Source organism: Acinetobacter sp. YH12231 (assembly GCF_013417755.1).
GTDB lineage: Bacteria > Pseudomonadota > Gammaproteobacteria > Pseudomonadales > Moraxellaceae > Acinetobacter > Acinetobacter amyesii.
Map to the genome: position 1 here is coordinate 47,954 of NZ_VPDJ01000014.1, position 26,911 is coordinate 74,864.

Genomic DNA, 26,911 nt, shown 5'->3' on the forward strand with positions numbered 1-26,911 from the left:
ATGACTTCACCTAAATGTTATGCAACGTCTTCTGTTTGGTATTGAATTCTCACTTCACCGCTCATCAGCTTTGGTAGAAAGGTGTCTCTTAGGTTTTCTAGGGTTTGGATTTGATATTTATTGGCTTTCACTTTAAGCATCCAATCTTGTGCAATCTCTTCGTATTCTTGAACCAATTGAACAGGTGGCAACTGTATCTCTAATCCATGTACATGATTACGATTTAATGAAGGTACTGCTGAGCCTGAGTTAAATGATTCGAGATCCAAATATTTCAAGTAAAAGTAGCTAAAAACCAAAGTGCCAAGCTTAAACTCTTTGATAAAGAGAGTAGTATTCAAAGGCCAAGACTTTTCTAATGAGATGTATACACCACCTATTGAACCGCTTCGCCCAGTGATTACAGTCGGATATTCCACTTGATAAGCATTTATCGTGTCATTTAGCCCACTAGCAGCATATAAAGGAAACTCACCTTTCACTCGTTTAGAGCTTGGTAAGTCATACCCTCTTTGCAGGATAAAGAGGTCTTCTACTTTTCCTTGAGCCCAATCCTCTTTCGCTTCCTCAATAAACCATTGACGAAACAGAGTTTCAGCCATGGCTTCTAAGGTATTGTTCTGACGATGCAGTAAGTCAATCTTGTCATCTAATGATGAAAGGACTGAGGCTATGGATTTTTGTTCAGGGAGAGGCGGAAAGCATATTTCCTCTTGATGGACATCATTACGATTGACTCCTGGCACCGCACTTTTGTCACTGAACTTTTCCCAATCTAATGTTTGCAAAAAGTAGTAGATGAATTTCTTATCATTACTCTTAAAGTCATTTACATAAAGAGCTGTGTTTAATGGCCAAAATGGTACTTCACTGAAAAAAACTGAGCCAATCGTTCCATATCGGCCAGTCACAACACCTGATTCATTTACTTTTGCTTCATTATGAAAATCAGTGAAACCTGAAGAAGCAATGATAGGCACACTGCCCGAAACTCGAGATTGCTTTGGTAGATCATAACCACGCTTTAAAGTGAAAAAGCTATCTAATCGCCCTACCTGCCACTCATTCATACAATCACCTTTGCCAAGTTCTCAGCAATGGCTTGATTCAGCTTCGCTTCTTCAGCAAGTTGTGCCTCAAATTCAGCCTTCAGGCTTGTAAAGCGTTCCTTAAAGTCGAACTCATCTTCATCATCTGCTAAACCAACATAACGACCTGGGGTGAGTACATAATCAAGCTCAGCCACTTTATCCAAGGTTACAGATGCACAGAAGCCCGCCACATCTTCATATTCACCATCTTGGTTTCTCCAATTATGGTAAGTGTCAGTGATGAGCTTAATGTCTTCATCAGACAATACTTTGGTTCTTCGGTTAATCAGATGCCCTAAGTTACGAGCATCAATGAACAGAATCTCATTGCTACGATCTTTGTACTTGGTTGAACCAACACGATCACGACGCATAAACCATAAAGCAGCAGGAATCTGTGTATTCAGGAATAGTTTGGCAGGTAGATTCACAATACAGTCAATGACATTGGCATCGTTTACCAAGGCTTTGCGAATCTCACCTTCACCACTTGTCTTAGAGGTTAATGCACCTTTTGCAAGGACTACACCTGCCTGACCTTTAGGACTCATGTGATACAAGAAATGTTGCATCCAAGCGAAGTTGGCATTACCTGCAGGTGGTGTACCCAATGACCAACGAGCATCACCAACTAACTGTTCACCACTCCAATCAGAAACGTTGAATGGTGGGTTTGCAATGATATAGTCCGCTTTCAGGTCTTTGTGCGCATCATTAAGAAATGAACCCTCAGAGTTCCATTTCACATGCTCTGAGTTAATGCCACGAATGGCTAAGTTCATCTTAGCGAGTCGCCAAGTGGTTTGGTTACTCTCTTGCCCATAGATCGAGATGTCATCGACTAAGCCTTGATGTGATTCTACGAACTTCTCAGACTGTACGAACATACCGCCTGAACCACAGCAAGGATCGAATACACGTCCTTTGTATGGTTCAAGCATATTGACCAATAGGCTCACAATAGATTTAGGCGTGTAGAACTGCCCACCCTGCTTACCTTCAGCTAAAGCAAACTCACCAAGGAAGTACTCGAATACATGCCCTAACACGTCGGCAGAGCGAGATTTCGCATCGCCTAAAGCAATGTTACCAATCAGATCAATTAGCTCACCTAGGCTCGTAGGATCGAGATTCTGACGTGCATAGACTTTAGGTAGAACACCTTTCAACTGAGGGTTGTCATTCTCAATGGCTTCCATTGCATCATCGACAATCTTACCAATGGTCGGTTGCTTTGCTTGGTTTAATAGGTATGACCAACGTGCATTCTCAGGAACAAAGAATACGTTGTATGCAGTGTATTCATCACGGTCTTCTGGATCAGCTCCTTCAAATTCACCCTCACCTTGTACGAGAAGATTGTAGTGAACTTCAAAGGTATCAGAGATGTACTTTAAGAAGATCAAACCAAGAGCAATATGCTTGTACTCTGCCGCATCAATGTTCTTACGAAGCTTGTCTGCTGCTTTCCACAGTACAACTTCTAAAGGTTCTTGTTTGGTTTGCTTTGGAGCACGAGCCATGTTGAATCCTGATTACATAATTAGTGTTTTGTTATGGTTTTGAATAGTAACGAATAATGAGTACGTACGTAAGAGGATAAAGACATGATTTGTCGCATATCACATTATCCTTTTTTACTGTTATGCACTTAGCTTAAGTTTACAACCCTCCTCCTTCGTCCTCCGTGCTTCGCACTATGGACTTGAAGGTGGTTGTAAACTTAACCGAGTAATGGGGACCATGCTATTAACATTCCTTAGGAAGAAGTTTAGGCCTTTCATCTACGTCCCCATAACGAGGAAGAAGTACGCAGTACTTATGACGAAGGTTAATGGGGAAAGTAGATGAAAGGTCATAGACATCATATAGGTTGGCCATAGAACCAACTTAACTCTCACAAGTGATCATCATATAGTCAGTTCATCTCAAAGCTGTACACCAACACACCAAACTCTCCCCAAAACTATAGGCATGCTATAGATTAGAGAATTACCCTTATAGCATATAGATAGTAATGGTTCGGGAGCTTCGCTCTCTGAAACGGTAGTTTATTAGAGACTCTTTCGTCCTCTATATATACTTATGCCGTTCATCCATACAATATTATCAAACACTTAGGTAAGTTTTCTGTATCTAAATAAGCACTTTCACATACCAGATAAGTGCGTCACAGGTACTTACCATGCTGTTGTGCTATACCGAGGTAAACAATGTCAATTGATGCAAGCCAGCTCACAGATACTTTAAAAACTGATTTAGTTTCACTTGAAGGTGGTGAAACTCTACAAATGACCAAGCTAAAAAACCAGCAATACAGGACTGCTCCGTATTTTTGTATTGGTCGAAAAGGATATACATCCTTTTATGATCATTCTATTAAAGAGAGAAAGTTCCCAGAAGGTCTTGATGTTACAAGTATCTTCCTACAACTCAAACCAACAACATTAGCATTTTTTTGGAAATTGGTTTCATTGAGAGATTCACGCACAAATATCGTAAATCTAGCTGTTCATGATTTTAATGAAACTGATAAGAATAGATTGAAAAAATGCAGGTCTGAATTAAAGGAACATCAGTTAGTTTGCGATATAAAGCGCGGTTATCTACTCATCAATCCTAAAGCCATCATCCCTGAATACTCACATTATGATTCTGTAGAGTTACGTTGGAATCAATTGAAAATGGATTTACACTCCGTTGAAAGCAAGATTCAGAATCAAAGTAACTCTAAATCAGTGGAACAATTAGAAACACTGAAATTAAGCCTCCCAACTGCAGGAATGATGACCACTCCAATTGAATTTGATGACGAAGAAGATGAAATCACACAAACTCCACCAAAGAATTTGAAGCGCACGTTAACTTTCTAACTTCAACTATATTGGTGATTCATTTAGGTAATTACATCTTCAAATCAGGAATGTTCAATTCAAGCAAAAATTCCTTTTGGAGGTCTTGATGGCATTAATTTACTTTCCTCAAATGAATTTCTGGTTTGTGTAGGTGTATTAGTGGATTCACTTTCGTCATCAATAGCGAAAAGATTGCGACGTTTTATAGGGTGACTTGGAGTTGATACTTCATGTTGCTCTGAATTCGCATCCTTATTTTGAATTAATGGCTTTTGCTCTAATGCAAATTGATTCACATTTGGTATTCCTGGCTGAGCAGTTGATTTTAAGTCATGATTTGCGCTGTCTTTGGTAATAGATTTGGACACAACAATCTGGATTTCCTTAGGTAATTGAGTTGTAAATTCAACGTCCTTGTTTTCTAAATCCAAACCATTATTTTGAATGTATTGTTTAACAGCTTCTTGAATTTCAGCTTCTGTTAATGTAACTGTTGTAATTGTTGAAATGTCCATGCGGGCAACTCCTTTAACGATAAATGAATGAGCTTCAAAGACTCACTCTCACCGCACGGAGTGCGGCATTACACTCAATGAAACTATTGCCTTCTAGGATGAGCAAAACGGGGGTTTTCATGTGTGCTAATTTTCGCCCTATAAGACCAAATCAAGCTAAGCTTCTTAACCTACCAGAACCTATGAATTTGGTTTTCAGTGATGACCTCTACCCGTTAAGTGATAGCCCTCTCATCTTTGCAGGTAAAGAAGGAATCGAATGGAGATCCGTTAAGTTTGGATTGATACCAAAGTGGGCCAAGGACATGAAAATAGGTCGTATGACTTACAATGCTCGTACTGAGACAGTCCATGAAAAGCCAATTTTCAGGAATGCTTGGTATCGAAGTCAGTTTGCACTCATCCCAGTTCAAACAATTTATGAACCTAAATATGTCAATGGCAAAGCCCAAAGATGGGGCATATACAGAGATGATGGCTTACCTTTTATGGTAGCAGCCATATATGAAAATATCCTCCTAAATGGGCAACAGGTACGCTCCATGTCCATGCTTACCATCAATGCAGAAGAGCACTCATTGATGTCTCATTTCCATAAACCAGAAGATGAAAAACGCTCGATTATCGTTATACCAAATGAACTTAGAGATGACTGGCTTCACTGTAATTTTGAAGATGCTCCACAATTTTTTAAGCTCATGAATCCTAAAGAATTCACTTCATCACACATGCCAAGGTAACTACCACTCATCAGATCAAGCTTGTATGAATCAAACTACATAATCTAACATTTGATTATGTAACTTTTTCAAGTGAGGGTCTTATGACTAGTAATCATGGTGGCAGTCGACAAGGATCAGGGCGCAAAGCCTTATATGAAGAACCAACTAAAGTCATCCGAGTACCCGAATCTAAAGTTATTGAAATAAAGCATTTCCTCGCTGAAAACAAGAAACCTATCTTTAACGATGTAGCATCCATTACTCAGGTTGACCCAACTACATTTATGCGAATTCCGCTCGCTTCTGAAAAAGTTTCTGCTGGCTTTCCTTCCCCTGCTCAAGACTATATTGAACAAACGCTCGATATGAATGAGCACCTCATCAAAAATGAAGCAGCAACATTCGTCGTAACTGTTTCCTCGCAATCAATGCTAGGTGCTGGTATCGACATTAATGATGAACTTGTAGTAGATCGTAGCCTAGAAGCTAAACACGAAGACATCGTAGTCGTATGGATTGATAATGAATTTACTGTCAAACGGCTAATGATCGAAGAAGGAAAAAACCGTTGGCTTAAAGCTGAAAATCCAGATTATCCAAACATCCATTTTCATGATGGGCAGGAAGTAGTTGTGTGGGGAGTTGTTACCTTCGTATTAAAGTCATTCAAAAAGCATAAGTAATACAGAACCTTTTCATTTTGGTTTCATCACATGAATCGTAAACATCGAATCTATGCTTTAGTAGACATCAATAACTGCTATGTCAGTTGTGAAAGAGTCTTTAGACCTAGCTTGAATGGAAGACCTGTTATTGTCTTATCAAACAATGATGGTTGTGCTGTTGCACGTTCTCAAGAAGCTAAAGATTTGGGCATCAAAATGGGTGTCCCACTCTTTCAAATTAAGGACATCGTAGAGAAGCACCAAGTCGTAGTGCTATCAAGCAACTATGCACTTTATGCAGAGATGTCACGCAGGTTTATGAAGATACTCTCTGATTTTGTTACGCCACAAGAACAAGAGATCTACTCCATTGATGAATGCTTTCTCGATCTCACAGCTTATGCTGCAAACCACGACCTCACAGAGTATGCCTTACAAATTCTACAGCGCTTACTTAAATGGCTTGGTTTACCCGCTTGCATTGGTATAGGCCGCTCCAAAACAGAAGCCAAGATAGCCAACCATATTGCTAAGAAGAATGCTTACCTTAATGGTGTATGTAATCTAGTTTCAATGGACCCTTGCTCTACTGAATCTCTCTACAGCCGCATTGATGTAAGTGAAATTTGGGGAGTTGGTAGAAAGCATACAAAGAAGCTGAAAAGCTTAGGCATTCACTCTGTACTTGATTTTGTTATGGCTTCCCCTCTCATGATCAAAGACCAATTTTCAATAGTAATGCACAGAACAATTCTAGAATTGCATGGCTTATCATGCATTGAATTAGAGCATACACCTGAAGCAAAGAAACAGATCATAGCTAGTCGTTCCTTTGGACAACGTGTATATCACATTGATGATCTTAAAGAAGCGATGACCTTTTATGTTCAAGATGCAGTACATCGTTTAAGAGATGACGGATTGTTATGTGGCTGTCTAATTGGTTTCGTTCAATCTAATCCATTCGATACATCAAAACCCTTCTACAATAAGTCTTTATCACTTCCATTACCTGAACCAACAGATAACGTCTTAGTGCTTTCTAAGCTCGCCACTGCAATGATAGATGGACTGTTTACCAAAGATATTGCATACAAGAAGTGTGGCGTTATCCTTACATGCTTAGAGCCTAAGAGCAGCCACTCCTTTGATATCTTCACTGATATGAAAACCATTGCATTAAGTGATAGCTTGATGGATTCTCTCGAAGCCATTCATACAAAATATGGGAAGAAGAAGCTGGGCCTTGGAGCAAGTATGCTACCTAATAGAACATGGAATATGGCACGCGATAGACTGACCCAGAACTACTTCCAATGGGATCAACTACTTGTTGTTAAATAAACCGATATTGCATTGGATTGTGCAGTTGCTCATCTCAAGTGTCTCACATTGATATCTAATGAATGCTAACTGTCTCAGCCTGAGATAGTTAGAGCAATAATTGGTATCACACTGAGACCTATTCATAGCAATGTGTCTAACATTGGCTTTCCTAATATGTAAAGGGGGTGGCAGGTGGACTGTCCAACCTTGTGTTAAACAAGTCGAAGATAGGACATCAACCAAAACAATTCATCTTGTGTTTTCTACCCTAAAGAATCCTTTTCTGAATAGAGGTATGGGGGGGTAGATGGGGGTATGGGGTGTTCAAATGTTAGGACACTACCCTCGTAGTAATGTGAGCATTTTTCTCAAAACTTTTGTATTGAAAATTCTCTATAAAATACTTGCGTCGCCTACAAACGAGCTCTAACTTAACTAAACCTTTTCGGTTGTTGTGTTGCAAGTTTCGAGCTAAGGCTTAGCTTGTGAAAGCTAATCTTAGGTTGCATCACAAAACAAACAGTCAGATGGCTTGATCCATCTGGCTGTTTTTTATTGGTTTATTTTCATCATTAGGCTAATTTTCACGCCTAGTAGAATTCTTCTTGCAAACCTAATGCTGATGTACATAATCAATTTAATAGCTACCTGACACATGTAGATTCAATGAAGATTGGTTATTCACCTTTCCAAGCTTAGTAATTGATAAGTGTGGAATGTGTCATCTACTACAAAAACACTCTAAGGAAAGATAATGATATCATCACTTGAAATTCAGACTCATTTAAAGACATTAGATTTCACTAGAAACCTTGAAAAATCTTATGTTATTGAATTCACACATCCTAAACTTAATCATCCAATTTATGTAAAAAAAACCAATAGATTTCCTTTAGTTATTCATGACACATTTTTCTCTAAGCGGACTAATTTACTTAAAATCTCAGGCGTACATGCTGATCCCATTCAGTCAGAATATTTCTGCTCAAATATGCGTAGCTTTAATAAAAAGTTAAATCCGTACACAAAACCGACTCCTAAGAAAAAGCCCGAAAGATTTGGGCTAGACTTTGGATTTGATGATACCCCTGAACTTGAAGAGTTCTTAAGTACTATATGTGGAAAACCAATAACATCAATAAGTAACATTACATTAGATGAATCAGATGAAGCTCAAAACCAAACAGAGAAAGATGCCTTAATCAAAGCTCGTATTGGCCAAGGTACTTACAGAAATGCTTTGTGTGATTATTGGAATGGTTGTGCTGTAACAGGTTGCACGATTAACGACTTACTCATAGCTTCACATATCAAGCCATGGAGTGCCTCTAACAACAAGGAACGACTAGATCAATTTAATGGTTTGTTATTATCCCCTACATTAGATAAAGCATTTGATAAGGGACTGATCAGCTTCGATGGTGCAGGCTCAATCATGATTAGCCCTAAACTTAGCAAGGATACATTAGATCAACTAGGTATCTCATCAAGTATGAAGCTAAGCAAGATAGATCCTCGCCATAATGAATATTTACAATGGCATCGAGACAATCTGTTTCGCAACTAATCTGAAGTACTAACCTTTAGGACAACCTATCAAACGCACTAGAGATTATTCACTCCCACATGAATAGACTTTAGAGAGCGATTGATAGGCTATGCTGGTTTTACAAGGAAACCCTCGTCAATCTTTAAATTGAAGAAAGAGTCACATAAGGCACCGGAGGTGCCAAACTCAAAAGCAATCATTGGTCTCAGGTTGAGACCAATTCAGTTCCTAAACGATCTCAATCTTAAATAAAATATTCTTCACTTGAGCACAAGATTTTATGAGAGTGCTCATATTATGTCTGACAATATTTTATGATTTCTCATGAAAATCAAGCCTCTTTAAGTACGTACGCACGTACGTAAACCACTGATTCATTTAAATTATTTCCATTATGAAAACTTCTTTGTCATAGTTTCACCCACCATTAATCGATCCCGTTGAGTAAACAATGACTAGACCAGTACAATTCCCAATACCACCAAAAGCTTATCTAATAGCTCTCGAACACTTGTCTCAGCGTATAGGAAAACCAATAGAATTACTTACCATAATGGCATACGACCTCTTACTCGAAAAATACTATGAACATACACCTCAACCCCAACAAATAGTCCCTCCTATCAGCAACCTACCTCAGCAAAGTAAAAACACCCCCATTTATTCTTCACAGTTGGAAGTGATCCCAACAGGAACTTCTTATGGACTTTTGCTTAAACAGGATGATGGTTATTGGCTCGATAGCAAGCCTTATCCCACTCTAAGGGAGGCTATAGATCGTATACAGGAGTACAGCATGCTTGGTTATACAAATCTAAAAAACTGGAGTCCAATGACTGGTGAATATCCAGTGGTAACTTTGCAAAAAATTAAGGGAACTCTACATTTATGGCTAGGTCAAGATACAGCTTGCAAAATGTGGAGTACTTCAAGTATGAATCAAAGTAGTGCCTATAAACTTACTACAAAATTATCAGAACAAGCCTATTGCGTTATGTGTGTGAAAAACTATTCCAAACTCAAGAACCCCAAATTACATTTAGTTTTTGATGAGAAAAACAAGCTTGTAAATACCCAGGATCTTTGCAATGACTTAATGTTTTAGCATGTTGATTTACAGGACAATATCCAATTTGGTATCACATTTCCAATGCCACTAGAATAAGGACTCAAGTAACCATCAACAAGGACGTTGATTAAATGATACAAAGTAACGAAGATGAAATAATACGAGCAACTATTGCTGCCTCTATGGAAATCATTGCAAGCAATACACCATTAAGAGCAAAGCCAGCGAAATCTACATTTATTGTTTCACCTGAAGATCATCGAATGTTAGAGATCATTTGCAGACTTACAGGTAAAACCAAGCAAGAATATTTTGCTACTGCCCTTCAGAATGCATTAAAGGAAAAGTCATACTTAAATGATATTCCAATTGAGAAGATCAAAGCATTAGCAACTGTATAGTTTCATTTTCTTAGTGCATTAAAAAAGCCCCTTCTTAAAGGGGCTTTTTTAATGCTTGGTTCAATCATGAATGTAACACTGCAATGTTACCAATTGACCTTGGAGGTTTACGATGCGAGTTCTAGTAGTCATCGTTATCATTATCCTAGTATTGATTTCGCAATCAGCTTACTAAGTTAATGGTCTGGGCGGCGGCAACCGCTCAGGCTCTCCTAAGTAAATGTAATTTAATAAAGGATAAACTTCAATACTCTCTACTGAGTTATCTATAAACGCGGCTCATGCAATATTTCGCACAAAAGGGATAACTTCAGGATTAGTATAGCTATAAGGTGAAACGAATCCTTTAACTGCAATATCCTCTAGATATTGGCTCCACCAATCCATCATTTTTTTTCGTTCCAACATATACTCAGCAACATGTGTATATGCACCAACCACATCATTGCGTTCTTGATGGCTCATCTGCTTTTCAATCGCATCTCTTTGGAACAACCCACATTCACCTAATGCCGAACGAGCCATAGCTCTGAAGCCATGAAAGCAAACCTCTTTTTGTGTATCGTAGCCCATACGTCGTAAAGCAGTATTAAAGGTGTTTTCACAGATGAATGTCGTTTTCTTAAATGAGCTTGGAAAAACCAACTCCGAACTACTACTCAATTGCTTCACTTTAACCAATAAACTTAAAGCCTGTTCGGAAAGTGGCACAATATGAGGTTCTCTCATTTTAGCTCCCCTATCAGAATGCTTAACTCCATTGACATGGTTTCGCTTCGCAGGAATTATCCATTGCTTCTTCTTAAAATCGATTTCATCCCATCTTGCAAATCTTAGTTCGGATGAACGTATGAAGATATGTAAACTTAACTCCAAACAAAGCTTTGTCATTTCATCACCTGTGTCAGCTTTGATTCGTGCTAGTAGCTCAGGGAGACGAAGAAGAGGTAAAGCTGGTCTGTGATTTTTAGGTGCAGTAAGATCCAGGCTCTCCATTTCTCTTGCATGGTTTACTTCAATGTATCCATACTGAACGGCATAACTAAAGATAAGTACTAGATCAGCCCTTATTCTCTGAGCATTATCAGCACTGGTCTCATAGATTTTGTTTAAGGTAATACGAAGATCTTTTGGCTTAACATCTTCGATCTGAAAATTACCAATATGAGGAAATAGATGGTTCTCAAATTTTCTCAATCTCTTTTTCTTGGTTTCTTCATCTAAAGGCTTCTTAACAGCATACAAATCAAGCCAAGTTCTAGTGATGCTTTCTAGCGAGTAGTTTCTGCTTTGAGTGCTCTCTAGCTTTTCCAAGTACTCCTTCGGATCAATGCCTTCAGCTTGAAGAGTCAAATACTCTCGTCTTTTTTCACGAGCAAAAGCTAATTTACATTGAGGATAATTTCCAATCGTAACAACTACACGAGATCCCTGCTTATTCTTGTATTGGAAAATCCACGTCTTTGTCCCAGACTTCCTTATCCGAAGGTACAAACCATCACCATCGCATAATGTATAGTCTTTGGAATTGGGTTGAGAAGACTCAATTTGAGTCACAGTTAAAGGCTTAACTAACCGCGCCATACTTTTAGACATCCAGCTTTGTATTCTGGATGTTTATATGGATGTTTATTATTGAAGGCAAGAGCACAAAAAGGTACTAAAAAGGCACTATGTAAAAGCATGAAATATCACGCAAAGTGCACGTAAACCATTGATTTCCTTCAGACAATAAAAAACCCCAAGTCTTAATAAGCTTGGGGTCTTTTAGAATTTTGGTCCCGAGGGTCGGACTCGAACCGACACATCATCTCTGATAGTGGATTTTGAATCCACCGCGTCTACCAATTTCACCACCTCGGGAAGGTGTTGAAACGTATAATAAACTGTTTCAAAAACTTGTCAACGCATGATGTTCTCATTTGATTAAAAATAAACCGTATAAGAATTTTTAGATGGATAATCCATCAATTTCAGCGTTAAAACCCAAAAAAGCTTATACTAAGCCAAATTTCATTATCCCCTTTTCAGATTTCTTAACATGCAACTTTCTGACTTTAACTTCAATCTCCCCGACGAACTCATTGCCCGCTATCCACTCGAAACACGTAGTGCATCACGTCTGCTCCATCTCGATCTAAATGGCGAATATCACGACCATCATTTCACTGACATTTTAGACTTGCTCAATGAAGGTGACTTATTGGTACTGAACGATACCAAAGTGATGAAAGCCCGCTTAAAAGGCAAACGAGCAACTGGTGGTGCAGTTGAAGTCTTAGTTGAACGTATTCTTGACCCGAAAACCGCACATTGCCACATTAAAGCCAGCAATACGCCTAAACAAGGTGCGGAATTATTTATTGGTCCAGACGAAGTTAAAGTGACCGTTCAAGGCCGTCATGAAAACTTATTTGTTGTGGAATTTTCACAGCCTATTTTACAAGTTTTAGATTTATACGGTGCTTTACCGATTCCGCCTTACTTTAACCGTGAAGCAGAAGCGATTGATACCGAACGTTACCAAACTGTTTTTAACGATCCGACCAAATTGGCTTCAGTTGCAGCACCAACAGCAAGCTTACATTTTGATGAAGCGCTACTCAAAAAATTGGCAGACAAAGGCGTAAATAAAACCTTTGTTACCTTGCATGTGGGTGCTGGTACATTCTTACCCGTGCGCACCAATGACATTGAAAACCACATCATGCACAGCGAATGGTGTGACGTATCAGAAGAATCTATGGCTTTAATCCGTGAAACAAAAGCACGTGGCAATAAAGTCATTGCTGTCGGTACTACAGCGACTCGCGCGACTGAAAGTGCAGCTCAAGCCAATGGCGGCGAACTCAAGGGTTGGACTGGTGATACACAGATCTTTATCTACCCAGGTTATGAGTTCAAAGTAGTCGATCGTTTAATTACCAACTTCCATTTACCTGAATCTACCTTGCTGATGTTAGTGTCAGCGTTGTCCAGTCGAGATAATATTTTGAATGCCTATCACCATGCCGTCGAGAGCCAATATCGCTTCTTTAGTTATGGTGATGCGATGTTAATTGATAATATTAACCACAAATAAAATTACGCCGAAATCATCCCTATGCCGATAGATTCTGTAAAGCACTCCATCCATATTCGTCGAAAAAAGAATGCTGTGGTTTTTCAGAATATCGCTCGGCTCTGGGATATAGGCCGAAATGCAAAAACACACCAAGAGCTCCTCGATGGACTGCATCCATGGAATGCTCCCATTACACTCAAATTTGAAAATTTACTCCCCCTAGCTTTAGCCGCACTGGGTATCGGATTCATGCTGTTTATTGTAATTCAGCCCGATCATGGCTGGGCACAGCTCTGCTTTGCTGTGGGGTTGGCCATGGTGTTCTGGGCCTATATCAGCTATGAAAAAGATGACCCGCTCGAAGATGTTATTGCGTTTTTGGAAACCGAATGCATCGCAAAAAAATACCAACTGGCTTTTAACCGACAGCCTCAATACATTTCAATGCCGCTGAATAATCTACAATTTATTGGCAATCTTAAACGTATGTTCCCCGTATTTAAGCAAGGCAGCCTTTCGAATGATATTCAGACCTTCGCGAGCACCGTTTGGGAAGATGAAAATCAGCAACAGCATCAAGTCATGGTCTTTCATTATCACTATGTGAATGAACTGAAAGTACGTGACAAAGACGGTGATGAAGTCACGGTTAAAGAAATTCATAAAGACCTGTGGGGCGTCTTCGTTTTTGATATTGGCATCCATGGTCTTGCCGTATCTGCAACAGGCAAAAACTTTGGCTATCCCTATAGTTTTCCTTGGCACAGCAGCGACATTCAAACCAATCAAAAATTAAAATTTTATGGCGATAACCAAATGGAAATCGCTAAATTGCTCAGCCCGGGCTTTGTCCTCCGACTAGCGGATTTTTTTCAAAACCGTGAAGGTGATCTGCTATTTCATCCGAGCCACCGAATAATGTGCTATCTTGGCTCTACAGATTTATTTAAAGTCAGTAGTAAAGCAAAACGAATTCAGGATGTTTCGGCATTGCGTGGACATCTCAGAACCTTTAAATTAAATGCTTTAGAAAATTTGAAAAACGACTTAACGCAGTTTTTAAAATAGATTTCATTCAATAATGTTTTAAATTACGACCTTTTATCTTGAGGATAAAATTTTATGGGGCTTTTGATCTTTGTTTTAATCATCATTGCATTGGTGATTGGTGCAATCATGATTCGCAACAACATTGTCCGACATCACAATGCAACCATTCGTGCATGGTCAGATGTAGCTAGCTATGAACGTCAAAAAATCAAAATTTTAGATGGATTACAGCCACTGGTTGAGCAATATTCGAATTTTGAACAAGGGACTTTGGCAAAAGTCACTGAACTCCGTCAAAATATTATGAATTTGAACGTCAATAGTACCGATGTCAGCCAATTACAGCGTATTGAAGCCTTAAATCAAGATCTAATGCGCAGCCTGAATGTTGTGGTTGAAAACTACCCAGAGCTCAAAGCCAATGATATTTATCTGAAAATGATGAATGAAATTGAAGAACAAAACGAAAATGTCGGTGCGGCGATTACTATTTTTAACCGCAACGTTGAGTTGTTCAACAACCACATTCAAGTGTTTCCTAACAATATTATTAATACGCTATTGCTGAGTAAAAAAGCGGTTCGCCCTTTCCGCGATCAAGCTGCCAGCCAAAATTTTGATTATCGTCCGAACTTTTAAGTTCGGGCTTTAACGTACTAAAGTAAAAAAATAATGATGAGGTGATCAAGCACCTCCAAAACTAGAAAGAAAAATAAAATATGCAAAATCAAATTAATGCACTGAAAAATGTGCTGATTCAGGCGTTTTTCAAACTCTATGAGCAGCACCAAGACGACCATATTTACGCATGTACGTTGGTGTTCAATTCCTATTTATCCATGGACTATATCGCTGTCTCTACGCAGCGTAGTGTTTTTGCCGAAGATGAAGATTCTGCTCAATATCTTGCAGCGCATGATCGATGGAATGTGTCGAAATGGCGCTCTCGTAGTGCCCTTTCCCTCAACCAAGACTTGGCGCAGTTTAAACTAACATCTGTAAATGAAGTGGGTCATTTAAACCTTGATCCATCTTCTATAAAAATTACGATAAAGTCTGAATCGGCTAACCATCTTTCAATCTTGCTCAATGCCATACAACAAACAAAATTCGACTTGGTTCAGTCCTACGGCATAGAACTGGACAATATTCTGTTTTTTATCACGGTCCCGACACAGCCCGAAATAGAAATTTATTCAGCTCAGGTTTTAAATCCTCCAAGTACACAACTTGACGATTTTCTCAAATCCAAACAACCCCTCAAGCTCGACAGCTTACCCAAGCGTATGAAGCTGTCTCAGTATGATAAAGACCTACTGATTGACTTAGCACAAATCGTTGAAATACAACCTTATAACTATTTACATGTTGCCAATGAAATCTATCTCTTAAGCTTAGAAAAAAGTTATGCAACCACGAATCCCTATATTCAAAAGCTCATTGACAGTATCGTAGCCATGACATCGGACCCGAAAGGCACATTTGCGATGGAAAAAGAAGAAATTTTGCAGCGAATTAACCAGTTCTATTTTAATGCCAAGAGTTCAGATGAAGCCCTGTCACAAGACGCAATCTATAAATTTACAGACTTAACACCCGACAAAGCTAGCGTTTAACCGCAGAATCAAGGAAAATAGAGCACTTTTAGCACTCTTACCATCAGCGAACTGTTTTTTCGCCTTGATCTGGACCTTGTATGAAGTTTGAAAAATTGGCGCAATCGGGCCGTGCTCGTCGCGGCCGTTTAACCCTTGAACATGGTGTTGTTGAAACACCTATGTTCATGCCTGTCGGTACTTACGGTACTGTAAAAGGCATGCTCCCACGTGACATTAAAGAAATTAAATCCCAAGTTATTTTGGGCAATACCTTCCATTTATATCTTCGCCCAGGCCTAGATGTCATTCGTGAACATGGTGGTTTACACCAATTCATGAAATGGAATAACCCGATTTTGACAGATTCAGGCGGTTTCCAAGTCTTCAGCCTTGGCGCTATGCGCAAAATTAAAGAAGAGGGCGTGACTTTCCGCTCTCCGATTGATGGCTCTAAAGTCTTTTTATCTCCTGAAATTTCGATGGATATTCAGCACACGCTGAATTCAGACATCGTGATGATTTTTGATGAATGTACGCCTTATCCTGCGACACATGAAGAAGCGCAAAAATCATTGCAGCTTTCATTACGTTGGGCGAAACGTTGTAAGACTCAACATCATGACGTGCTGAAAAACCGTAATGCCCTGTTTGGTATTATCCAAGGCGGCATGTATGAAGATTTACGTGATGAATCTTTAAATGGTCTGAAAGAAATTGATTTTGATGGTTATGCCATTGGTGGCTTGTCTGTTGGCGAACCTAAAGAAGAAATGATCAAAGTATTGGATTATCTTCCAGAGAAAATGCCTGCGGATAAACCACGTTACTTGATGGGTGTCGGTAAACCAGAAGATATCGTAGAAGCAGTTCGTCGCGGTGTCGATATGTTTGACTGTGTGATGCCAACACGAAATGCACGTAATGGTCATTATTTTGTGACTGACGGTTTAGTGCGTATTCGCAATGCCAAATATCGTCATGATCAAAGTCCGCTTGACCCACATTGCGACTGTTATACATGTACAAACTTCACCAAATCTTATCTCTTCCATCTTGAGAAATGCGGCGAAATGCTCGGTTCGATGCTCGGTACTATTCATAACTTACGTTATTACCTACGTCTAACTGAAGCGATGCGTGATGCTCTCGATCATGGCACTTTTGATGAGTTTGTTGAAGACTTTTATCGTCGTCGCGGCATGGAAGTGCCACCTTGTCCTCAAGATTAATTCTTTCAGCATTTGCGCTGAAGAAAAAGACAAGGTAAATTGCTGAACAAGTCCAATTTATTTATCAAAGTATTGATAACCAGTTTTTTTAGTTTAGGAAAATGAAATGAGCCTTTTTATTTCTACTGCTCACGCGGCAGGTGAAGCTGCACAGCAACCAAGCATGATGGCAAACCTGTTGATGATTGCGGTATTTGTCGCAATCTTCTACTTCTTGATCTGGCGCCCTCAATCAAAACGTGCAAAAGAACATCGTGCACTAATTGAAAGCCTAGGGGTTGGTAGTGAAGTTGTTTTTGCGGGCGGTTTAATGGGTAAAATCACAAAAATCGAAGGTGATTTTGCAGTTGTTGAACTGAACCGTGGCGTAGAAGTAAAAGTACAACGCGCAAGTGTGATTTCAGTTCTGCCTGAAGGCACTCTAAATAACCTTTAATCAAAAAATAAGTCGTGCACCCGCACGGCTTTTTTCATTTTAAGAAGAAAACGAATGCGTTACCCAGCATGGAAATATCTACTGATTCTAGTGGTACTAGTCATCAGTACATTATATGCCCTGCCAAGTTTGTATCCTGATGAACCTGCTGTTCAAATTTCAGGTGCCAAAGCCGGTACCCAGATTGACCAAAGCATCGTACAAAAAGCAGAGCAGATTTTAAAATCTGAAAATATTGCCAGCCATGACAATAGCTTCACCAATAATGCCGCTTTATTACGTGTTGATTCGAGCGAACAACAATTAAAAGCGAAAGAAGCACTGCGTCGTGGGCTCGGTGAAAATTATGTTGTCGCACTGAACCTTGCGCCTACTACCCCAGAATGGCTACAAAAAATTGGTGCTAAACCAATGAAGCTGGGTCTGGATTTACGTGGTGGTGTACATTTCCTACTCGAAGTAGATATGGATAAAGCCATTTCACAACGTATGGAAACGTCTGCGGCTGACTTACGTCGCCAACTTCGTGACAATAAATTAAAATTCAATAGCTTATCTTTGAACAACAACACCATTACGATGCAATTTGCAAATAATGATGACCGTTCTGCAGCTATGGATTTCCTTCGTCGTAACGGCAATGAATATACTCAACAAGCGGTTGCAACAACTGAAGGTTCGACTCTTCGTCTAAGCTACACAGATACACGTAAACAAGAAATTCAGTCTTATGCTGTCAACCAAAACTTAACAACTTTACGTAACCGTATTAACGAGTTAGGTGTAGCGGAAGCATTAGTACAAACCCAAGGTAGCAACCGTATTGTGGTTGAATTACCAGGTGTACAAGATACTGCTGAAGCAAAACGTGTACTTGGTCGTACTGCAAACCTTGAGTTCCGCTTAGTTTCTGATTTAAACGATCAATATATCGATCCTTACACAGGTCAAGCAAAAGGCTCATTACCGCCAGGTACAGAAGCATTTGCTTATGAATCTTTGGACAGCGGTCGTCAATTATTGCTTAACCGTAACCGTATCTTAACAGGTGAACGTGTACAAAATGCGTCATCAGGCTTTAGCCAAGATACAGGTGGTGCTGAAGTAAATATTACTTTGGATACTGCGGGCGGTAAGTTGATGTCTGAAGCCACTCGTAATGCTGTAGGCAAACGAATGGCTGTTCTGTTCATCGAGAACAAACAAAAAATTAGTTATGTTGCTGATCCTGCAACAGGTACACAAACTGAAGTTCGTACACCTTATACCGAATCTGTGGTCATCAATGCGGCAACGATTCAAGCCGTATTGGGTTCCCAGTTCCGTATTACTGGTCTAGATTCACCTCAAGAAGCGTCTGAACTTGCATTGATGTTACGTGCAGGTGCATTAGCAGCGCCAATGTACTTCGTTGAAGAACGTGTGATTGGTCCGAGTCTCGGTCAAGAAAACATCGACAAAGGCGTATTATCAACTCAAATCGGTTTCTTATTGGTTGCGATTTGGATGGTGGTCTTCTTCCGTGTGTTCGGCTTGATTGCCAACTTTGCACTCGTGGTTAACCTTGCCATGATTTTAACCATCATGTCTTGGATTGGCGCGTCCCTCACCCTTCCGGGTATTGCAGGTATCGTAATTACCATTGGTATGGCGGTCGATGCCAACGTACTGATCTGTGAGCGGATACGAGAGGAAATTAAATGGGGTGCCTCGCCCAAACAGGCGATTGTTGCGGGTTATGATCGTGCGTATAACACCATCTTTGACTCCAACTTAACCACATTCTTGGTTGCTTTCATTCTGTTCGCAATTGGTACAGGCCCAATTAAAGGCTTCGCGGTTACCCTAATGATTGGTATTGTCTGCTCAATGTTCACAGCAATTACTGTGACACGTGCAATCGTACAAATCATTTATGGTAAAAAACGTAACCTGAAGAAGTTGAGCATTTAGGAGATCTAAGATGACTGAAAATACTCAACCGAAACAATACGGCCGTCCTGACAACGAGCGCATTATTCCGTTTATGAAGATTGCCAAACCGGCAGCCTTGATATCGATTATTTTAACGCTCGCAAGTATCTTTTTTATTTGCACCAAAGGTCTAAACCTCGGTTTGGACTTTACTGGCGGTGTGGCAGCAGAGTTGAACTATAGTCAACCAGTAAAATCTACCGATGTGAGCTCAGCGCTGACAAAAGCTGGTTTTAAAGACCCTGTGGTACAAACCTTAGGATCTGACCGCGACCTGATGGTTCGTATGCCAGTTCAAAAAGACATTGAAGCTGAAGACCTAACCAAAGCCATTACGACTGCTGCTCAATTGCCGGGCAATAAAGCAGAAGTACATAAAGTTGATGTGGTTGGCGGTCAAGTCGGTAATGAACTCTACGTGCGTTCTGCTGGCGCTGTAGGTCTTGCCCTACTGCTCATGCTGGTTTATGTCACTATTCGCTTTGAATTCAAACTTGCGATGGGTGCTGTACTGTCTTTATTCCACGATATCGTGGTGACCATTGGTATCTTTGCCATGATGCAGTGGCCGTTTGACTTAACAGTTTTGGCTGCGCTACTCGCGATTATCGGTTTCTCGCTCAACGATAACATCGTTGTATCTGACCGTATTCGTGAAAACTTCCGTAAGATTCGTGGTGCTGAGCCTCTCGAAGTTGTCAACAGTGCATTAACTGAAACACTTCGCCGTACCATTCACACCTCGATGACACTGTTACTGGTTGTTGTAGCGATGATGGTACTGGGCGGTGATGGTCTGAAATGGTTCTCTGTTGCAATGTTTGTTGGTGTATTTGTGGGTACATATTCATCAATCTACATTGGTACAGCTTTCGCGCTATGGCGTGGTCTAAACCGTCAAGACTTCATTGTACAAGTGAAGCCTGAATTTGAAGAAGAAGAGATTCCTTAAGCTTTTCAACTTATAGTTCAGATCAAAACCCATCTTCGGATGGGTTTTTTTATGCGACTACCTTAAATAAATGAGCTAGGCAAAATCGCAATAATAGGATGTAACTTTTTAATATCGGATTGCAGGAATTCTACCTGTCGTTTTTGGTCTAGACTTGCAAATTGCCATGTATCATCTGTTTGCTGTATCACGTTTAAAATTAAATTTAAGCCATTTCGCAAATATACACAGGCTAGATCCGATCTCTCTACCCCTCGCCGTTCATCACAGACCACAAGCCAACCCTCTTGTAATACAGGGGCATAATACGATGCTGTGATGCGAATCAAATACAGGTCTTGAGTGTTTTTAAATAATGCTGAATATTGAGATGAATCATTTGAAATCGGTTTTAAAGAAAATGCCTGTGTCTCAACCACCTGCATTTCAAAAAGGACCAAGCTTGCTTGCTCCTCAGTGCACTTGTCTTGTTCTATAAACTGAACCTCATTATCTAAACTTCCCTTAATGAGTCCCAATTGTGACTCTAATTCACGTGCAAATTTCTCTCCAATCTGCCGATGACTATTTAATAATTGGGAAATTAAAGGAACCGCTAAGCCAAAATGTTCACACACAGCTTTACCATTTTTAAAGGGGCCTGTTGCCACCCAATGGTCAATGGCTTGTGTTAGATTCTGTCGACGCTTTTCAAAAAGCTCTGAAGGCAGCATAAGCATTCAATTTTATAATTTCTCTCCCCCAATATAATAAAAAACCCGCACGCAGCGGGTTTTTTATACAGCTTTATTTTTAGCTACCTTGTACCAAGCGACGTGCGCTGATAATGCCTGGTTGTTGCTCTAGACGTGCCAACAGTTTCGACAACTGCGCCAAGCCTTTCACTTCAATCAACAGCTTCATATTGGCAATACCATCACTCTCGGAAATGGTATTCACCTGACGAATATTGATTTGGTCTGAGAAAATCACTTGAGTCAGATCTTTAAGCAAACCACGACGGTCATAAGCTTCCACCACGATTTGCACACTTTGACCACGAGTTGGCTGCATTTCCCAATCCGCTTCAACCGCACGTTCAGGCTCTTGCCCAATCATACGGATATAATCCGGACATGCGACCTTATGGATACTTACGCCACGATTCAGGGTGATATAACCAGCAATCGATTCACCATGCACAGGCTGACAACACTGAGCAATGTGTAGTTCTACATTGTCCAAACCATCAATCAAAATACCATGCGCCGAAAGCGTATGACTTGCACGTGGGTTCAAGGTTGGTTTTAACACCAGTTCAGGCTCATCCTGATCGAGGTGCATATGACGGTTAACCTGATTGATTAAAGCATGCAAGCTAATGTCACCACTCACCAAGCCAATCAATATATCTTCACCCAATTTCACATTAAAATGATTGCAGTAATCATTCAAATCGATACTTTTCGGGTGAATCGCCAAACGTGACAATTCTTTATTCAGAATCTCACGTCCCACTTCCAAGTTTTTACTACGGTCTTGCTGACGGAACCAATGACGCAACTTGTCACGTGCACGAGCCGTCTTGATATAACCCAGCGAGTTCACCAACCAATCTCGGTTCGGTTCACGATCTTTCTTGGTTAAAATCTCGACCTGCTCCCCAGTTTTTAGGGTATAGGTTAAAGGTACATAACGTTGGTTCACCCGTGCTGCATAGCACTTGTTGCCCACTTCAGTATGCACATGATAGGCAAAGTCAAGCACGGTCGAACCGCGTGGTAATTCTTTGATATCACCATCACGACTAAACACATAGATTTTCTCAAAATCTTCAAACTCTTGGATTTGTTCGAAGTTTTCAGAAGCCTCATCTTCTTTATGGGCGCTAGCATCATTTCGTTCTTGATAATGTTCAAGCACTGCACGCAAAGAATGTAAGCGATGATTAAATGAATAATCTGTGGTTTTAGAACCTTCTTTGTAGTTAAAGTGCGAACACACCCCGAGTTCAGCTTCTTCGTGCATATTGTGCGTACGAATTTGCACTTCTAAAGATTTGTTCTCTGCAATCACGGCCGTATGCAGTGAGCGATAACCATTGGCTTTCGGGTTGGTAATATAATCATCGAACTGATGCGGAATATGACGCCAAATCTGATGAACGATCCCCAGTGTGTGATAACACTCAGGTACATTATCCACCAAAACGCGAACTGCTCGAATGTCATAAAGCTGATCAAAGCTCAGGTTCTTACTCTTCATTTTTCGATAAATCGAATAAATGTGTTTCACCCGACCATTAATCTCGGCCTCAATGCCATGATCTAACAGTTCTTTACGCAACTTTTCTGTCACGAACTGAATATATTGCTCACGCTCTAAACGTTTTTCATTCAGTAAAGAGGCAATTTCTTTATAGCGTTCAGGTGCTAGATAACGGAAAGCAAGATCTTCAAGCTCCCACTTAAGCTGTGCAATCCCTAAACGGTGCGCGAGCGGCGAATAAATGGTTAAAATTTCTCGTGCGACACGCTCTTGTCGCTCTTTGGTTGAGTGCGCCAACTCACGTAATGCATAGGTACGTTCAGAAAGTTTGATTAATACAACACGAACATCTTCGGTCACAGAGATCAGCATTTTATAAATGCCGGTCAAATGTTCACGCTGATTATTATTAAAATGATCTTCTAGACGTTTATTTTGCTCGATCAGGTCAGACAACTTACCCATGGCAAGCGTGCCTTTCACCAAAGCATGCACTTGATCGCCAAATTTGCTTTGGACTTCTTCTAAACTGGTTACGCCTTCACGAACACTTCGATACAGCATGGCTGCTGATAACGTATCTTCATCCGCATACAGATGAGCAAGAATATCCGCCATTTCAATACCGGTATAGAAGGTATTCGAGCGATGGTTGACCGTTGTTTCAAGTTCATTCTGTAAGGTCAGATGGGCAACTTCTTCGAGTTGCTTTAGAGGAGCCCCGTCAAACATGCCACTCACACGCTCTAGCCATTCAGCTAGATCATGCTGTGCTTGCTCGGCATGTTCTACAGTCGTTTCCTGTGACAACTCATTGAGACGTCCAGGTAATTGTTCACGTACTGTGACCATACCCTACTCCTAGTTTTCTACGCTTCATAACTTTTGATCGTTTATCTGATTTTCTTTTTCGAACAAAGCAATCGATTCGACATGCCCTGTATGGGTAAACATGTCCATGACACCCGCTTTTTTCAAACGGTAGCCTTGTTGTACCAGCATTCCAGCATCGCGTGCTAGTGTTGCAGGATTACATGACACATAAACGATTCTTTTTGCACCAAATTTGGGCACATAACGCATTATTTCTTCTGCACCAGATCGTGGTGGGTCTATCAATAATGCATCAAATCCTTGTTTTGCCCAAGAATGATGCGAAAAATCTTTTGTTAAATCTTGTGAATAAAATTTCAGTTGCGAAAGGCCATTGTTTTGTGCATTTTCTGCACCACGCAGAACCATTTCTTCACTCCCTTCAACTGCAACGACTTGACCCGTTGAACCCACACATTGAGCAAGTGGTAAAGAAAAGTTTCCTAAGCCACAAAACAGATCTAGAACTCGCTCACCCTGTTGTAACTGAAGCAATTCACATGCCAGTTTCACCATTTGCGGATTAATCGTGGAATTCACTTGCGTGAAGTCTTGAGGATTAAAGCCAAATTTCACAGCAAAGTCACTTAGACCATAGTGCAGACGCATCGGTGCATCGGGATGATCCACACGATGTAAGCTGTCTGGCCCTTCAGGTTGTAAGTACAGTTGCCACTCTTTATGTAACGCAAATTTTACTAATTGGTTGACATCTTCCGCGCAAAGTTCCGCCGTATGACGAATCAGGAGAGCAATTTCTTGATCTCCCATGGCCAGTTCTATATGCCCAATATCTGCTTTACCTTGCAAACCTTGTAACAGTTGTTTGAGTGTGGTGATTGAGCCAAACTCACGATCCAACACCATACAACGGTCAATCGAAGTCAGTTTATTTGACTGGCTTTCACGAAAGCCAACCACAAGCTTATCTTTTGCAGGTAGGTAACGCACACCGATACGCGCTTTGCGACGGTAGTCTTCACGCAATGAACGTAAAGGAGCTAACCATTGATCAGGCTGAATGCCGGCAAAATGTTGCAAATGTGATTGTAAAACATCTTGTTTTAAACGAATTTGCTCGTCGGGATGGATATGTTGCATGCTACAACCACCGCAGACCCCATAATGTGGGCAGGCCGGTTTTACTCGTAGTGTAGACTCTTCGCTCAGCAATTCCAGACTGTCTGCTTCTTCAAGACGCTTAACGACATTGGTAATACGCGCACGCACTGTTTCACCCGGCAAGGCATAACGAATAAATACTTTCTTACCGTGTTTTTCTGTAGGATGATCTGGATGCGTCCCAAAGTGCGCTATGCCTCGCCCCTCATGTGAAAGCGATTCAACCTGAAATGTATAAATGGGTTGTTGGGCTTTTTGGGGTTTGGCTTTGTGTTTCATGCGTACCTAATGTGTGGAAGATGGGAAATCAGATTGAGTGAATTCGGTACGTTGCGAGGTTTGCTGCCATACCAATAAAAAGTCAGCGTGTTGCGGCTGAGTTTGTAAATATTGAATCGTACTTTGAATCAAGTGCTGATGATCATTTAACAATAACTGTCCTTTCAGCAACAGCCAGCGTAAATAAATCAACCATGTATTGAGCACATCACCTTCACAGTAGCTGGTCAGTTCCATCCACTGTTGTTCACGCACATATTCAGGCACATGGTAGCCACCATCACCACGTTTACCGGGGAAACCAAGTAAATGTGCTGCATCGTCGAGCTTTTGAAAATGACGACCATGGAACATGGCCATGACATCCATCAAATCTACATGACGATGATGATAACGATTCTGGTAGTTATTATAGCGCTTTTGCGTATCAATCTCGCCCTGATCGAACAAACTTGGTGCAGATAGTCCGTGATACATGGCACGGAACAAAATCACAGGCAAATCAAACTGTGAACCGTTCCAACTGACCAAGGTCGGATGACGCTTTTCAAAAATAGAAACGAATTTTTTTAAAATTTCAGCTTCGCTATTGTCTTCACGGCTAAATGAAAACAACTTCATGCCCTTTTCATCAATCCATAGTCCAGAGATACAGACAATTTCATGCAAGGCCAAACGCTGAAAATCCGTGCCCGCCTCTTGGCGACGCAGTTTAGTCAGCGCAGCATCTAGATCCACCTCAGGCAGATCCAGTCCATACAAATGCGCACCTGACTTCAAATCTGTCAGTGTTTCGATATCAAAAATTAAAACAGGTAAACGCATAAGTACTCACCAGTGCCGTTCGGCCACTGTAATTATTCAGGATCAACAACAGAGAATAGACCAGTAGACAAGTAACGGTCACCACGGTCACATACGATGCAAACAATCACGGCATCCGGATTTTCTTCAGCCAATTTAACTGAAGCCCATACCGCACCACCCGATGATGTACCTGCACTGATACCTTCTGTACGCGCTAAACGACGAGCCGTTTTTTCCGCTTCAATTTGCGGAATATCCATAATACGATCAACACGTGAAGGGTCAAAAATCGTAGGAAGATATTCTTGTGGCCAACGGCGAATACCAGCAATGTTTGAGCCTTCAGACGGCTGTAAACCGACAATTTGAATATCCGGATTTTGTTCTTTTAAATATTTCGAAATCCCCATAATGGTCCCGGTGGTTCCCATAGAGCTGACGAAATGTGTAATTTTACCGCCCGTTTGTTTCCAAATTTCTGGACCCGTAGTGAGGTAATGTGCTTCTACATTGTCCGGGTTACCAAACTGGTTTAGGACTAAACCTTTGCCGTCTTTTTCCATTTGAAGAGCAAGATCACGTGCTTCTTCCATGTTTTCTGATTCGATCAGTTCGGCACCGTAGGCACGCATGGCATCTTTACGCTCTTGGCTAGAACTTGCAGGCATGATCAAAGTCATTTTATAGCCACGCATTGCAGCAACCATGGCTAAAGCAATCCCTGTATTTCCGCTCGTCGCTTCAATCAACGTATCACCCGGTTTAATCTGACCACGCTTTTCCGCTTGCATAATCATGTTATATGCAGGGCGGTCTTTGACCGAACCCGCTGGGTTATTGCCTTCTAACTTGGCTAATACTGTTGCTTGAGTATGACTTGCCAGACGCTGTAAACGCACTAACGGCGTGTTGCCGACGTAATGGTCTAATAAAAAATCGTCTGCTTGAAAATCAGGGGTTGTATTACTCATTATTCACACCTATATCGAGGTGCGCCTATTGTATGAAAAAATGCCTTTGCCTGCACCAATTTGCCTCGCTTTTTCGCGAAAGTGATTAAAGCGCAATCAGTTTTAAATAATCCATG

General features: G+C 40.6%; 24 protein-coding genes and 1 tRNA gene. 15 read left to right on the forward strand and 10 right to left on the reverse strand.

Features of this window, described 5'->3' with window-relative positions; all coding sequences use genetic code 11:
* Nucleotides 1–17: 17 nt before the first annotated feature.
* The gene (locus FTV11_RS10035; RefSeq protein WP_180073943.1) at nt 18–1,070 is read right to left on the reverse strand and encodes a restriction endonuclease subunit S; all 1,053 of its coding nucleotides are present in this window, start codon (nt 1,068–1,070) and stop codon (nt 18–20) included.
* Entirely contained in the window at nt 1,067–2,614 is a 1,548-nt protein-coding gene (locus tag FTV11_RS10040) for a class I SAM-dependent DNA methyltransferase (protein ID WP_180073944.1), read from the reverse strand. Before FTV11_RS10040 ends, FTV11_RS10035 begins: the two co-directional genes overlap by 4 nt.
* 690 nt (nt 2,615–3,304) lie before the next feature.
* On the opposite strand from FTV11_RS10040, the gene FTV11_RS10045 reads away from it, so the two are divergent.
* Complete coding sequence (locus tag FTV11_RS10045) at nt 3,305–3,964, forward strand: hypothetical protein (protein ID WP_180073945.1); 660 nt, start codon at nt 3,305–3,307, stop codon at nt 3,962–3,964.
* A gap of 59 nt (nt 3,965–4,023) precedes the next feature.
* On the opposite strand, the gene FTV11_RS10050 is transcribed toward FTV11_RS10045, so the two are convergent.
* Nucleotides 4,024–4,461: a hypothetical protein gene (locus FTV11_RS10050; protein ID WP_180073946.1), complete on the reverse strand. Its 438-nt coding sequence runs from the start codon at nt 4,459–4,461 to the stop codon at nt 4,024–4,026.
* Nucleotides 4,462–4,580: 119 nt separating this feature from the next.
* On the opposite strand from FTV11_RS10050, the gene FTV11_RS10055 reads away from it, so the two are divergent.
* From FTV11_RS10055 to FTV11_RS10080, 6 genes are all read left to right on the forward strand, one after another.
* The gene (locus FTV11_RS10055; RefSeq protein WP_180073947.1) at nt 4,581–5,201 is read left to right on the forward strand and encodes an SOS response-associated peptidase; all 621 of its coding nucleotides are present in this window, start codon (nt 4,581–4,583) and stop codon (nt 5,199–5,201) included.
* An 83-nt stretch (nt 5,202–5,284) separates the two neighbouring features.
* Nucleotides 5,285–5,866, forward strand: a complete 582-nt coding sequence (locus FTV11_RS10060; protein WP_180073948.1) for a LexA family transcriptional regulator — start codon at nt 5,285–5,287, stop codon at nt 5,864–5,866.
* A gap of 30 nt (nt 5,867–5,896) precedes the next feature.
* A complete protein-coding gene (locus tag FTV11_RS10065; RefSeq protein ID WP_180073949.1) occupies nt 5,897–7,192 on the forward strand; it encodes a Y-family DNA polymerase in 1,296 nt (431 codons plus the stop codon).
* 736 nt (nt 7,193–7,928) lie between these two features.
* Nucleotides 7,929–8,741: an HNH endonuclease gene (locus tag FTV11_RS10070; RefSeq protein WP_180073950.1), complete on the forward strand. Its 813-nt coding sequence runs from the start codon at nt 7,929–7,931 to the stop codon at nt 8,739–8,741.
* 433 nt (nt 8,742–9,174) lie between these two features.
* Nucleotides 9,175–9,828 carry a hypothetical protein gene (locus FTV11_RS10075; protein ID WP_180073951.1) on the forward strand — a complete coding sequence of 218 codons (654 nt, stop codon included), beginning with the start codon at nt 9,175–9,177 and terminating at the stop codon, nt 9,826–9,828.
* 95 nt (nt 9,829–9,923) lie between these two features.
* A complete protein-coding gene (locus tag FTV11_RS10080; RefSeq protein WP_180073952.1) occupies nt 9,924–10,193 on the forward strand; it encodes a hypothetical protein in 270 nt (89 codons plus the stop codon).
* Between the two features lie 279 nt (nt 10,194–10,472).
* On the opposite strand, the gene FTV11_RS10085 is transcribed toward FTV11_RS10080, so the two are convergent.
* Both FTV11_RS10085 and FTV11_RS10090 read right to left on the reverse strand, forming a co-directional pair.
* Nucleotides 10,473–11,777, reverse strand: coding sequence for an integrase arm-type DNA-binding domain-containing protein (locus FTV11_RS10085; protein WP_180073953.1), 1,305 nt, complete (start codon nt 11,775–11,777; stop codon nt 10,473–10,475).
* 192 nt (nt 11,778–11,969) lie between these two features.
* Nucleotides 11,970–12,056: transfer RNA gene (locus tag FTV11_RS10090), tRNA-Leu, on the reverse strand.
* Nucleotides 12,057–12,234: 178 nt separating this feature from the next.
* Here FTV11_RS10090 and queA point away from each other — a divergent pair.
* From queA to secF, 8 genes are all read left to right on the forward strand, one after another.
* The gene (queA, locus tag FTV11_RS10095) at nt 12,235–13,275 is read left to right on the forward strand and encodes a tRNA preQ1(34) S-adenosylmethionine ribosyltransferase-isomerase QueA (RefSeq protein WP_180026753.1); all 1,041 of its coding nucleotides are present in this window, start codon (nt 12,235–12,237) and stop codon (nt 13,273–13,275) included.
* Between the two features lie 21 nt (nt 13,276–13,296).
* Complete coding sequence (locus FTV11_RS10100) at nt 13,297–14,325, forward strand: hypothetical protein (RefSeq protein ID WP_180073954.1); 1,029 nt, start codon at nt 13,297–13,299, stop codon at nt 14,323–14,325.
* Between the two features lie 54 nt (nt 14,326–14,379).
* Nucleotides 14,380–14,946, forward strand: a complete 567-nt coding sequence (locus FTV11_RS10105; RefSeq protein WP_078191268.1) for a LemA family protein — start codon at nt 14,380–14,382, stop codon at nt 14,944–14,946.
* Between the two features lie 80 nt (nt 14,947–15,026).
* Nucleotides 15,027–15,923 (forward strand): DUF4303 domain-containing protein, encoded by an 897-nt coding sequence (locus tag FTV11_RS10110; RefSeq protein WP_180073955.1) that lies wholly within the window; start codon nt 15,027–15,029, stop codon nt 15,921–15,923.
* An 80-nt stretch (nt 15,924–16,003) separates the two neighbouring features.
* Complete coding sequence (tgt, locus tag FTV11_RS10115) at nt 16,004–17,134, forward strand: tRNA guanosine(34) transglycosylase Tgt (protein WP_078194179.1); 1,131 nt, start codon at nt 16,004–16,006, stop codon at nt 17,132–17,134.
* A gap of 106 nt (nt 17,135–17,240) precedes the next feature.
* Nucleotides 17,241–17,570, forward strand: coding sequence for a preprotein translocase subunit YajC (yajC, locus tag FTV11_RS10120; RefSeq protein WP_078191271.1), 330 nt, complete (start codon nt 17,241–17,243; stop codon nt 17,568–17,570).
* A gap of 54 nt (nt 17,571–17,624) precedes the next feature.
* The gene (gene secD / locus FTV11_RS10125) at nt 17,625–19,523 is read left to right on the forward strand and encodes a protein translocase subunit SecD (protein WP_111885819.1); all 1,899 of its coding nucleotides are present in this window, start codon (nt 17,625–17,627) and stop codon (nt 19,521–19,523) included.
* A gap of 10 nt (nt 19,524–19,533) precedes the next feature.
* A complete protein-coding gene (gene secF, locus FTV11_RS10130) occupies nt 19,534–20,496 on the forward strand; it encodes a protein translocase subunit SecF (protein ID WP_111885820.1) in 963 nt (320 codons plus the stop codon).
* 62 nt (nt 20,497–20,558) lie between these two features.
* Here secF and FTV11_RS10135 read toward each other — a convergent pair whose 3' ends face one another.
* From FTV11_RS10135 to cysM, 5 genes are all read right to left on the reverse strand, one after another.
* Nucleotides 20,559–21,209, reverse strand: coding sequence for a hypothetical protein (locus FTV11_RS10135; protein WP_180026757.1), 651 nt, complete (start codon nt 21,207–21,209; stop codon nt 20,559–20,561).
* Nucleotides 21,210–21,288: 79 nt separating this feature from the next.
* Nucleotides 21,289–23,595 carry a bifunctional (p)ppGpp synthetase/guanosine-3',5'-bis(diphosphate) 3'-pyrophosphohydrolase gene (locus FTV11_RS10140; protein ID WP_078194183.1) on the reverse strand — a complete coding sequence of 769 codons (2,307 nt, stop codon included), beginning with the start codon at nt 23,593–23,595 and terminating at the stop codon, nt 21,289–21,291.
* 24 nt (nt 23,596–23,619) lie between these two features.
* On the reverse strand, nt 23,620–25,017 hold the full coding sequence (gene rlmD / locus FTV11_RS10145; RefSeq protein ID WP_180073956.1) for a 23S rRNA (uracil(1939)-C(5))-methyltransferase RlmD: 1,398 nt from the start codon (nt 25,015–25,017) through the stop codon (nt 23,620–23,622).
* A 6-nt stretch (nt 25,018–25,023) separates the two neighbouring features.
* Nucleotides 25,024–25,842 carry a 3'-5' exonuclease gene (locus FTV11_RS10150; RefSeq protein WP_180009011.1) on the reverse strand — a complete coding sequence of 273 codons (819 nt, stop codon included), beginning with the start codon at nt 25,840–25,842 and terminating at the stop codon, nt 25,024–25,026.
* Between the two features lie 32 nt (nt 25,843–25,874).
* Nucleotides 25,875–26,795: a cysteine synthase CysM gene (gene cysM / locus FTV11_RS10155; protein WP_078191278.1), complete on the reverse strand. Its 921-nt coding sequence runs from the start codon at nt 26,793–26,795 to the stop codon at nt 25,875–25,877.
* Nucleotides 26,796–26,911 lie beyond the last annotated feature (116 nt).